Annotated in this window: 9 protein-coding genes; 3 read left to right on the top strand and 6 right to left on the bottom strand. The window is 44.7% G+C overall.

The features are described 5' to 3' along the window. Positions 1 to 179: 179 nt before the first annotated feature. Positions 180 to 797, top strand: a complete 618-nt coding sequence (locus BN35_RS12730; protein WP_051275210.1) for a hypothetical protein — start codon at positions 180 to 182, stop codon at positions 795 to 797. A 594-nt stretch (positions 798 to 1,391) separates the two neighbouring features. Here the strand turns inward: BN35_RS12730 and BN35_RS02380 are convergent. Both BN35_RS02380 and BN35_RS02375 read right to left on the bottom strand, forming a co-directional pair. Next, the gene (locus tag BN35_RS02380; RefSeq protein ID WP_025073091.1) at positions 1,392 to 1,652 is read right to left on the bottom strand and encodes a hypothetical protein; all 261 of its coding nucleotides are present in this window, start codon (positions 1,650 to 1,652) and stop codon (positions 1,392 to 1,394) included. Positions 1,653 to 1,855: 203 nt separating this feature from the next. After that, positions 1,856 to 2,011 carry a DUF4250 domain-containing protein gene (locus tag BN35_RS02375; protein WP_174362010.1) on the bottom strand — a complete coding sequence of 52 codons (156 nt, stop codon included), beginning with the start codon at positions 2,009 to 2,011 and terminating at the stop codon, positions 1,856 to 1,858. 313 nt (positions 2,012 to 2,324) lie between these two features. Here BN35_RS02375 and BN35_RS02370 point away from each other — a divergent pair, with 313 nt between their 5' ends. Together BN35_RS02370 and BN35_RS02365 are read left to right on the top strand one after the other, a co-directional pair. Next, a complete protein-coding gene (locus tag BN35_RS02370) occupies positions 2,325 to 4,691 on the top strand; it encodes a TonB-dependent receptor (RefSeq protein WP_051275211.1) in 2,367 nt (788 codons plus the stop codon). A gap of 14 nt (positions 4,692 to 4,705) precedes the next feature. Beyond that, positions 4,706 to 5,749 (top strand): DUF4249 domain-containing protein, encoded by a 1,044-nt coding sequence (locus BN35_RS02365; protein WP_028901302.1) that lies wholly within the window; start codon positions 4,706 to 4,708, stop codon positions 5,747 to 5,749. Positions 5,750 to 5,837: 88 nt separating this feature from the next. Here BN35_RS02365 and BN35_RS02360 read toward each other — a convergent pair whose 3' ends face one another. The 4 genes from BN35_RS02360 to BN35_RS02345 all read right to left on the bottom strand — a co-directional run bounded on the left by BN35_RS02360 (position 5,838) and on the right by BN35_RS02345 (position 10,433). Then, positions 5,838 to 7,079, bottom strand: a complete 1,242-nt coding sequence (locus tag BN35_RS02360; protein ID WP_051275213.1) for a D-alanyl-D-alanine carboxypeptidase/D-alanyl-D-alanine-endopeptidase — start codon at positions 7,077 to 7,079, stop codon at positions 5,838 to 5,840. 75 nt (positions 7,080 to 7,154) lie between these two features. After that, positions 7,155 to 7,808, bottom strand: a complete 654-nt coding sequence (locus BN35_RS02355; RefSeq protein WP_025073088.1) for a carbohydrate-binding family 9-like protein — start codon at positions 7,806 to 7,808, stop codon at positions 7,155 to 7,157. A gap of 2 nt (positions 7,809 to 7,810) precedes the next feature. After that, positions 7,811 to 8,914 (bottom strand): phosphotransferase enzyme family protein, encoded by a 1,104-nt coding sequence (locus tag BN35_RS02350; protein ID WP_025073087.1) that lies wholly within the window; start codon positions 8,912 to 8,914, stop codon positions 7,811 to 7,813. Positions 8,915 to 9,044: 130 nt separating this feature from the next. Continuing rightward, on the bottom strand, positions 9,045 to 10,433 hold the full coding sequence (locus BN35_RS02345; protein ID WP_025073086.1) for an MATE family efflux transporter: 1,389 nt from the start codon (positions 10,431 to 10,433) through the stop codon (positions 9,045 to 9,047). Positions 10,434 to 10,740 lie beyond the last annotated feature (307 nt).

Genomic DNA, 10,740 nt, shown 5'->3' with positions numbered 1-10,740 from the left:
AAAGGGCTAATTCGTCTACAAAATACCCCAAAATCATGAATTATTCAAGACATTTTTAATAAATATTCGTAAAAACATACTGATAAGTCATTTATTTTTAGTACATTTGTAAAAATAGTTAACATTAAAGTCCTACAGCCACATTGGCTCGTAGACATCACCCTTTAACACATAAAAATATGAAAGAAGAAGTGAAAAAGACTGCCGAAGAAGTGAAGGATAAGGCAGAAAAACAAGCAAATAAAGTTGAAAAGAAAGTAGAAAAGGCAACTGACAACATCGCCAAGAAGGCCGACGAGGCAAAAGACAAGGCTGAGAAGGCCATTGACAAAGCCAAGGACAAGGTTGAAAAAGGAATTGATGACTTGGAGAAAAACGAGCATGTACAGGATGCCAAGAAGAAGGTAGAAGAAGTGGTGAACGACCACAACAAGACCGAGTGCAAGAAAGAAACTGAAAAGAAAGTTGAGCAAGCAGCAAAAGACTTAAAAGAAAAAGCAAAAGAAACGGCTGACGATGTGAAGGACAAGGCCAAAGATGCCGTTGAAAACGCAAAAGAAACCACCAAGGACACTGTAGAAAATTTGCGGGAAAAAGCAAAGGATATCACCGAAACTGTGAAGGAAAAGACCGATGAGGTGGCCGACAAACTGAAAGACAATGAGAAGGTGCAAAACGCAGCTAAGTTTGTCAAAGAGAAGAGCGACGACGTTTCACAGGCTGTTGACAAGGCTGCTGACAAGGTAGAAAGCTCGGGCTTTTGGCAGAAACTGAAAGACATCTTTGGGTTTAAATAACCCGTAGGCGCGAATCATTCGATGATGGCAACATGCGTGCTGGGACGCACGCGTTGTTGTGTTTTTTGACCAATTATTGCCTCAAAAACGGCACCTGTAAACTTTCAAACTAGAAAAAAACGATAGGCAAGCAGGCTGCAACGTGGGGATGATTTGGCCAGGAAAAGCAAATTTTAGCGGTAAAGCATTGACTTTACCCGCTAAACAGCATCACTTTGGTTGACAATCTGCATGACTTTGCTGCGCAAAAGCATGCAGATATGACCTTTTATGCAATGCTTTTGCCCTTCAAAAAGCTTGCCAAACGGGGTAGAAATCGTGCAAGACAATCGTAAACCGCTATGTGTTAACGATATACAAACATGCCGAATTTTGGGCGTATTCACGGCAAGAGGCAGATTTGTTTGCAAATTCTTCAAGCATGAAGAGAGCTGTTGTCAAAAATATTCATGTCGACTAATCGGCATACAGCCATTCGCAACTACACCTTAGTTGCCAAGTTTGTAGGGAAGCACCAGCCGTGTTTCCCTATATTTTTATACCTAAAAAAGGTATGGCGGTAGGGATAGGCGTAACTCTTGAGGATATGAGGACTCACGTTGTTATGCCATTCATCATTTTCTCCAATTGATGTACAGCCTCATCCATTTCACTCGCAAATGTTTCTGACGGCTGCAAAAAATTTTCACGCCCCCTTGCCAGCAGGGCATACAATTCTTTGTTCATGCTATCTACATACGAACTGATGGCGTATTCGATATCTTCTTTCTGCCACTGCATGGTTGAATAACGATACACCTGCCACTTTTGATGGAAAAAACTATAAGCTGTTTCTATGCTGTCTTTGGGAATCATGAGGCGAGTTGATGAGTTTGTAAGTTGGTGAGTTTGTGAGTTTGTGAGTTGATAAGTTGGTAAGATGATGAGTTTTTGAGTTAATAAGTTGGTAAGTTAGTGAGTTGATGCGTTATTTAGTTATTGAGTTAATGAGTTAAAAATTTATGTGTTAAGAACTTACTCTATCAACTCATGACGCACCGTTGATGCAACATCAACCACTACCAAACCCTGTTCAGCTCGGCTGAATATTGAAACCCGCCAGCTGCCAGACGCTTTTCCAGATCTTCCCTATCAACATTGAAGTGATAACAGATTTGGTCAAGATTGTCGAACTCCTCATCACGCAACAAAAAATTAATGGCGGACACCAACATTGGTATATCATGTAATGGTAAATGATCCATGTTTCTTTCTCCTATCAATTAATGAATGCAAGCAAAACTACAACTGCTGGCACCACTGTCCCCTGCGACCAAGAGCCTCAAACGGGCATGGCTTATGGGGAGTACAAAGGTAAATAAAAAATTATCATCAATATTGATAAGCGTCAAAAAAACGTTCGTCGAAAAAATATGATGGTGTCATAGTGTCTGCATCCTGCTTTTTTACTAATTTTGCAGCCAGTTTCTTATAACTCATTCTTTAGTAACGCCTTCGAAGCAAGAAGGCAAGACGTTTTTTGTATTTATGAACATTTGGAAAAAATGTGTATTATGCTTGGTCGCCTTACTGTGTCTTGCGGCCTCAGCCCAAAAGCGCATCACCATCAGCGGATATGTCAAGGACATCCACTCCAGTGAAACGCTCCTCGGGGCAACCGTTCAGGACGCTATCAGTCACATGGGGACCACAACCAATTCGTATGGATTTTACACACTGACGCTCCCCGCCGGACAGGTTCGGGTGAACTATTCGTATGTAGGCTACGCACGCATGCAGAAATCATTTGTGTTGGACAAAGACACCGTCGTCAACATCCAGCTGACACCATCCGCTAACCTGCCAGAAGTGGTGGTATCATCGGCGAAAGACAATGCAGGAATCCTCGCCACTGGCATGGGCGTGACAGACATCGGTGTGAGCCAGATAGAACACACGCCCTCACTACTTGGTGAGACGGATGTCATCAGAACCATACAGCTCATGCCTGGCGTGCAGCCGGGATCAGATGGTGGATCGGCTTTCTACGTCAGGGGAGGCAATGGCGACGAGAACCTGATTTTGCTCGACGGCACACCCATCTACAAGATTGACCACCTGTTTGGCTTCTTCTCGGTGTTCACACCAGAGGCCTTAAAGAAGGTCACCTTCTACAAAAGTTCCTACCCCGCACGCTACAACGGGCGGTTGTCGTCGGTCATCGATGTGAGGACAAAGGATGGCGACATGAACCACTTTCACGGAACGGCATCGCTGGGTTTGCTCACCAGTAGGGTGCAGCTGGAAGGGCCGATCGTAAAGAATCGCACCTCTTTCAACTTCTCTGCGCGCACCACCTACATCAACTGGGTGCTGCAACCGTTTATGAAGGGCGACGAGAAATTTGGCTACCAATTCTACGACCTTCACTTCAAGCTCAACCACCGCTTCTCGCATACGGACCGTTTGTATCTGAGTGTGTACCGAGGACACGACATGTTGAAAGAAGACTACAAGGATCGCTACAGCTCATCCAGCTACGAAATCAATTCTGCCTACGGCGATGACATCAACTGGGGAAATACCATCGCCTCACTGCGATGGAACCACATCTTCAGTAACAACCTCTTTGCCAACATCACGGCGGCCTACAACCATTACAACATGCACTTGGACAGCTACGAACACTCGTGGCGCACCGACGTACTTGAGAAGAACAGCGCCAGCTACCAGTCGAAAATACGGGACTGGTCGGCAGCCATCGACTTTGATTACGAGCCGCTTCCCTCACATAGAATCAAATTTGGGTCGTCCTACACCTATCATACCTTCAGCCCAGAGACTTCTGGAAACAGCTTCACCGAAGAGGGAAAGGATGGAAAGGTCAACAGATTGGGCGAGTATTCTTCCCCCAGCAATCCCATCTACGCTCACGAAGCCTTAGCTTATGCCGAGGACGATTGGCGGATTCTGCCATCTCTTACCCTCAATGCTGGTGGGTCTTTGTCGATGTTCCATGTCAGAAACAAGTCGTACCTCACGTTTCAACCGCGTGTCTCACTGCGTTGGCAAGCCCTGTCCGACGTTACATTGAAGGCATCGTACAGCGAGATGTCGCAATATATCCACCTGCTCACCTCGATGCCCATTGCCCTTCCCACCGACTTGTGGGTTCCCATCACCGATAACATCAAACCGGAAAGGTCGAGACAATACAGTGTTGGTGCCTACTACACAGGCTGGAAAGGATGGGAACTGTCGGCGGAAGGCTATTACAAGCAGCTCAACAACGTGCTGGAATACAAGGACGGCATGAGCTTTATGGGATTCTCGGGCAACTGGGAGCGTCTGGTCAGCATGGGCGAGGGACGTTCAAAAGGCATCGAACTGATGTTGCGACGCACTACAGGACGCGCAACAGGCTGGCTGTCGTACACGCTTTCCAAGAGCGACCGAAAGTTTAGCAAGGACAGTGGCGTGAATGGTGGAGAGCGGTTCCCCTTCACCTACGACAGGCGACACAATGTGAATATGGTGGCAAACTGGAAGATGACCAAGGGCATTGACTTGGATGCGACATGGTCGTTCTACTCTGGAGCAACCGCAACGATTTCCTTGCAGAAAGGATTTGAGATGACTCCCGAAGGCACGGAAGAGAGTAGCTATGTATCAAGTCGCAACAACTACAGACTTCCGCCTACGCACCTGCTCTGCTTAGGCATCAATTTCCGCAAGACACTGAAACGAGGCGTTGAGCGGATATGGAACGTCAGCGTGTACAATGCCTATAATGCAATGAACCCAAACTTCATACTCAGAAAGACTGACGAGTACGCAAAGGAACAGCCGAACAAGCTAACCAAATTCACGTTGCTACCCTGTCTGCCGTCGTTCACCCTCACTTATAAATTCTAATGACAATGATCAGAATGAAAACTTACATATATTGTTGCCTCTCGGTCATGCTCTTCGGTTTGTCAGCATGCGAGAACGAGTTGGAGCTTGACACGAAGACGGCCAGCAAGCAACTGTCGGTAAATGGATTCATCAATGCCGACAGCACCGTTAACAGACTGTTGGTGTCGTTCACGGGCATTGATCATCCTACGATTGTCACCGATGCCACTATCAAAGTATCGGTCAATGGGAACCTGCGCGAGACCGTGCGTGAGCTTCCAGCGGGTTCGGAGCAATACATCATTCATGGTCGTTTTAGCCCAGGCGACCATGTGCGCATCGAGGTATCCACACCTGACAACAACTATCAGGCTTCCATAGAGGAGACGGTGCCGCAACCCATTGACAAGATTGAACGCATCAGCACCGAGTTTGTCAAGGATGTAAGCTATGTGGACGAATATGAAATGGCGCGAGTAGACAACCTGTATAAGATTAGTCTCTTATTTCAAGACAATAGAGAGCGAGCCGATTATTACCGTCTGACGCTGGCGGGGTACCAGACAACTAAGTACATCCAGTACAGCACGTTGTACAGAACAGAGACTACCTACCGATATTTCGCTCGCAACATGGGTAGTTCGTACATTGCCACGGGCGACCCAATCATCATGGAAGGAAAAATCTGCACACCTTCAACAGATATGGGCTTTGTCTCGCCCAACAATGTGGTGAACAAGATGGGCGTCTTCAATGACCTTCTGTTCAACGGACAGGAATGTTCTATCAGCGTTTATTCCAAACTGTACCCATTTGATAGGATATCTGATCCAGGTATAAAGACATCACTTGATCTGGTGGCAACCCTCTCGTCGTACACACCAGCAGCCTATTACTATCTGAAGGCGATAAATCTGAAGAAATCAACGTATTATAGTGACTACAACGACTTAACTGGTCCCATCAAGATGCCATCCAACGTAAGGGGTGGAACAGGCTTGGTGGGATTCTACACTTCAAAGTCGATACCAGTTCGTGTTTACGGAACTGATCGATATCCGCACTTATACGACTGATAGGACGGTAGTCAAAATATGCAAAATGCCGTGTATCAATATCGCAATTGAGGTATTGATACACGGCATTTCCGTAAGAATACACTTGTCACTCTAATAGTTTCTCGCACAACCTACATTGCAGCACGCGGGCATCAAGGACAGACATCTCGCTGCTCATTACGGCAAATGCCAAGTCGTGTCCATTGCTTCCGCGACAATAACCTGCCAGCGAACTGATACCATAAGGATGAGACAGAGTACCCGTCTTGGCGTGTATCTTACCCCGTGTCTTTGGTCCCGTCATCTCATGAGCCAACGAACCATCAACGCCTGCAATCGCCAAATTCTGCATAAGCATCGTATGAATACTCTTATCCTTATACCCATACACGAGAATCGCCGTCAACGCTTGGGGAGAAAGATGATTGTAAGTACATAAGCCACACCCATCGTGTACAACCAATGAGGTGTCGGTCATGCCGAGATCCTCTCTTAAAAACTTTCTAAGATATGCTACCCCCGTAGCTGTTGGGTCGGCTTGCGTGTTAATACGGTTGCCAATGGTGTACAGCAGTGCAGTGGATTGAGTGTTGGAACTGTTCTTCCACATGCGCTTGACAATGCGATGGATGGGGGTGCCGTATCTGTAAATAACCTTTGAACCAGCAGGCATTGCACCCAACACCACTTGACTATCAGCGAAAGCGATACCCTGAGTGCGCATCACACTCTTCAAACTCTTCACCACTCGAGGCGCACCTTTGTAAAACAAACCATATCGACTGAAAGATAAATCCCACGGATACCAATGTTCTTCGCTCTTCACAGGTTCCTGTATCACGAGATCTACATAAATCTTACCATCTACTCTGTTGATTCCTCTCTTCTTTGCTGCCTGCCCAAATCGCACAAGTTCCTGTTCGTTGAGCTGTGGATCAAGGCTTCCCTTGAAGGTCAGGTCGCCTTGAAGGACACCATCAGACACCTTTCCCCGTTGATACAAGCCTGTAATATACATGTAGTCACTACCCAAAAGGTGCAGCCCTGCCACACCACTGAGCAACTTCAAGCACGACGCCGAAGGCTGTGTCAAGGTCTCGTGGTAGCCATATACGGGCTTGTCCGCTGTAAGGTCGTACACATGAAAGGCAAACTTACCCTGCACCCTGTGGTCTTGTGCGAATGCTGCCAACCGAGAACGCAGACTATCGTCAATAGCTATATCGACTTGCTTTTCTTTTGTTTCTTTCCGATGCTTATCACCACAAGCCATGAACAGCAGCACGATACCACACAAAACTAACAACGAAGTTGGCGCTACCGCCATCTTTCTAAAGATTTTCCTCATAGGTTGCAAAGTTAATCATTTCTTTCCTAAACAACTTATCGAAAAGGAGAGAATGAGAAACGCCTTGGTACTCGTCTACTCAAACGTTAGCTCACCAAAGAAATCTGGACGATGAAAATCGGGCTTCTCTATATCAATAGGATTCCATGACAGGAAATGTGGTTTCTGTAAGGCATCGCCACACTTATAGAAATTGGCACGAATAGTTCGCCCTCTCAAGGGTCGTATTTGATGCTGGAAGAATGTTTCCACAGGGATGATAAGTGCCAATTGCCAATCGTATGTTCCCACTCGCTCCTCAAAAGAACAACGTCCAAAGGTTGACCAACGATCAATCTTTTCAAGTACTGATTGTGGTGCCAACTTACGTCCTTCTCTTCCTTTGCCGCAACCTACTAAAATAGTACCTACACAATTACACTCTATATTATAATAGGTGTCGTCATCAGCAGGCTGTGAAAAGAATTCGCAGCATGAATCTTCCCAAACACGCCCGTTATCCTCGGTCGCCACAGCTCGCACGCTGTCTTCAGACACACAGTAGTGTAAATAGACAGCTGCCTCATCATGAGCCATGCGAAACCGCACCTGCGGCGTATATGGATATTGCTCACGCCAATTGGCAACCGAAATTGTCTCAAATGCAATCTTCTGAGAATCCATGATGGCAGGTATCATAGCAGCTGCAGAAGGACGTTGGTGCAATTTTTGTATATTTAATGTCTTCATTCCTATTGGATTTCATTTAAGCATGCCTTGATAAATGTCCTCATTGCTGGCTCGTGTGTACAAGCACTTCTGAAGAGACAGAGCTGGTTTTTGGCACGAACTAAATTATGCTTGTCATACTTAATTTTATAATAGGTGTCACCATTGATATAATCTGCCAAGAAGCGCACACATTGCATAAATGGGAACAATTTGGCTGCGTAGGGTAAATTTTCTATTTCAATGGGCTCTAAAAAATGATGAGCAGACTCTAAATAACCTTTTGTAAACGCCTCGAAGATATCCATTCTAAAGTCTATTTTATCAAATTCGGAGGAATCTTCTGCTACCGTATTAGCCCCTGTACGTAAGAAATCTCCATAATCTGAGAAGATAAAACTCGGCATGACAGTATCTAAATCAATGACGCAAAGCACTGTGCCTTTTTCGTCAAACAACATATTATTCACCTTGGTATCGCAGTGACAGATACGCTTTTTCAGTTTTCCATCACGATATAACTGTTCTGCCTTGCACATCTCGTTGGCATGTGTCTCTAATTCGTCCAACATATCTTGCACTTCTGCCACTCTGCCTACGGGATTAGCCTCAACAGCTTCCCTCAGCTGATTCATACGCAGTTCCATGTTGTGAAAATCAGGTATCGTCTCACCTAATTGTTCTGGTACATCCGTTAGCATTGACTGAAAATGCCCAAATGCCTTGCCTGCATCGTACGAGTGAGCTGCATCTACTAACTCATACGTTTTGGCATCTGGGATAAATACACTAATTCGCCAGTACTTGCCATCATTATCCTTAAAGTAGGTCTTTCCCTCCTTCGTAGGGATGAATCGAAGCACCTTTCTGTCCAACTCAGACTCACCTTGTTTTTGTAGTTTTTCACGAATGTGATTGGTCACCACTTCAATATTGTGCTGTAGCAAATCAACATCTGTAAACACTTCATTATTTACACGTTGCAAAACATAATCGGGAAAATTATCCTCTTTTGTTTCAATCTTATAAGTGTCATTGATAAGTCCATTCCCTAAAGGTGAAATTTTACTAACAGTTCCCTCGATGAGGAAAGGGCTAATCACTTGGTTTTGTTTTTCGGTTTCCATACAATTGTTTTTATTTATTGCTTATTATAAAGATTTAGATTTGTGCGATATTAGCTATTTGCACACCTCGTTTAACAAAAACGACAGCCACAAAATTATAAAAATATTATGATTTTCCCAAGTTCTAAGCCTACAAACTTGTTTGATGCAGCTTATGCAGCCATTTCCCAGAAAACAACCGATATAGGAAGATACATCCTCTCAAGCATAATTCAATGGCCATGGCTATCCATACTCCCTTCAATCCATACTGGGGCGCCAACATTGCTGCTAACGTAAGTCGAACGCACCACATGGACAACAAGTTCATGATGGCTGGTTTCAAGGTGTCGCCAGCACCTACACATACACTATACGTCACAATGGCAGCGGCAAAAAATGGCTCTGCAAACGCCTCTATACGCAAGCTCTGAATGCCCAACACACGGATTTCCTCGACAGGTGTAAGGATACCTATCATTTCTGGAGCAAAAATATACATCAATACTGCCATGACGGACATCACTGCCATTCCTAAAAATACCGTCATATAGGCAAAACTTTTACACACGTCATAACGCCCCGCACCCACACTTTGTCCTACAAGCGTAGTTGCTGCTTCGCCAATTCCATAACCTGGCATATAGCATAAACTTTCTGCCGTTATGGCGAAAGTATTGGCTGCAATTGCAACTTTGCCCAACGGTGCCACAATAATGATACTCACAATCTGTGCACCACTCATCAATATGGATTGAGCCGCCATGGGTGCACCAATTTTCAAGGCATTTTTAACATAGTTACTCATCCACCGAAATGGCTCGTGATCTTGTCCAAGTGCCAGTATCTTATTACGAAAAATGGCAAAATAGGCTTGAAGTAACGAACCTATCAAAAAGGCAGTAGCCGTACCAAATGCAGCGCCCAACACGCCTAAATTCAACACATAAATGAAAAAATAATTAAAGACGACGTCCATCACACACATCCCCACGCTGATAACACTCGGAATGTGCATATTTCCAGAACATTTCAGCATGGCTCCTGTCAGGCTGGCGAGCTGCATGAAAGGCATGGCTAATCCAAACACTAAGAAGTAAAGGGAAGCATCACGCGCAATATCCGATGTACCTCCCAACCAAAAGGGTAAGGGTTGATAAATAAAAAGTGCAATGAAGGCTATGACCACACTTAACATCAGGGTACAAATCAGTCCATGCCGAAACACTTGTCGGGCTTTCACAAAATCATTGGCTCCTATAAAATGGGCGACTTGCACCGAGAAACCCATCGAAGCAGCGGCAGTAACACTGCCCAATAGCCACGTGGTACTTTCCACCAAACCGATAGAAGCCGACGCCTCGGTGCCTAAATGTCCTACCATGGAGGCGTCTATAAAGAACATTAACACTGTGGTTATCTGCGCAAGAATTGACGGAATACTCAACTCTACAATTAAATTGAGCTTTTCGCCTCGCGTTAATGTCCTATTTTCACGAATATTCGCTAATAAAGCTTCACTTTTTTTACTCGAAAACATTCCTCTTTATTCTCGCACAAAGATACAGATTAAAATTTACATATTCTGAAATTTGAAAGAAAATCGCAAAAGACAAACAAAAATATCGCTGCCGATTTTTGGAGTGAACTTGAAACGATGAAAGCGCTTTCAAAACAAGTTTTTTGTCGCATAAATTTACCAAAAAACGACTATCTAAAATCTGCGAAATAGAAAAAATCAATAGGCAAACGACCAACAAAATGATGCCGATTTTGATAAAATTGAGGTCTTTTCGTGTTAGAACATTGACTTAACGGTCTTGGAAACATGTATTAGAGGTGTTATT

The organism is Hoylesella timonensis 4401737 = DSM 22865 = JCM 15640 (assembly GCF_000455445.1).
Classification (GTDB): Bacteria; Bacteroidota; Bacteroidia; order Bacteroidales; family Bacteroidaceae; genus Prevotella; species Prevotella timonensis.
This window is presented reverse-complemented; position numbering and strand designations above follow the sequence as displayed.

Bases quoted from the DNA above. Each gene is read 5' to 3' on its own strand.
- BN35_RS12730 (WP_051275210.1), top strand. From the start codon at position 180: ATGAAAGAAGAAGTGAAAAAGACTGCCGAAGAAGTGAAGGATAAGGCA.
- BN35_RS02380 (WP_025073091.1), bottom strand. From the start codon at position 1,652: ATGATTCCCAAAGACAGCATAGAAACAGCTTATAGTTTTTTCCATCAA.
- BN35_RS02365 (WP_028901302.1), top strand. From the start codon at position 4,706: ATGAAAACTTACATATATTGTTGCCTCTCGGTCATGCTCTTCGGTTTG.
- BN35_RS02360 (WP_051275213.1), bottom strand. From the start codon at position 7,079: ATGAGGAAAATCTTTAGAAAGATGGCGGTAGCGCCAACTTCGTTGTTA.
- BN35_RS02375 (WP_174362010.1), bottom strand. From the start codon at position 2,011: ATGTTGGTGTCCGCCATTAATTTTTTGTTGCGTGATGAGGAGTTCGAC.
- BN35_RS02355 (WP_025073088.1), bottom strand. From the start codon at position 7,808: ATGAAGACATTAAATATACAAAAATTGCACCAACGTCCTTCTGCAGCT.
- BN35_RS02345 (WP_025073086.1), bottom strand. From the start codon at position 10,433: ATGTTTTCGAGTAAAAAAAGTGAAGCTTTATTAGCGAATATTCGTGAA.
- BN35_RS02350 (WP_025073087.1), bottom strand. From the start codon at position 8,914: ATGGAAACCGAAAAACAAAACCAAGTGATTAGCCCTTTCCTCATCGAG.
- BN35_RS02370 (WP_051275211.1), top strand. From the start codon at position 2,325: ATGAACATTTGGAAAAAATGTGTATTATGCTTGGTCGCCTTACTGTGT.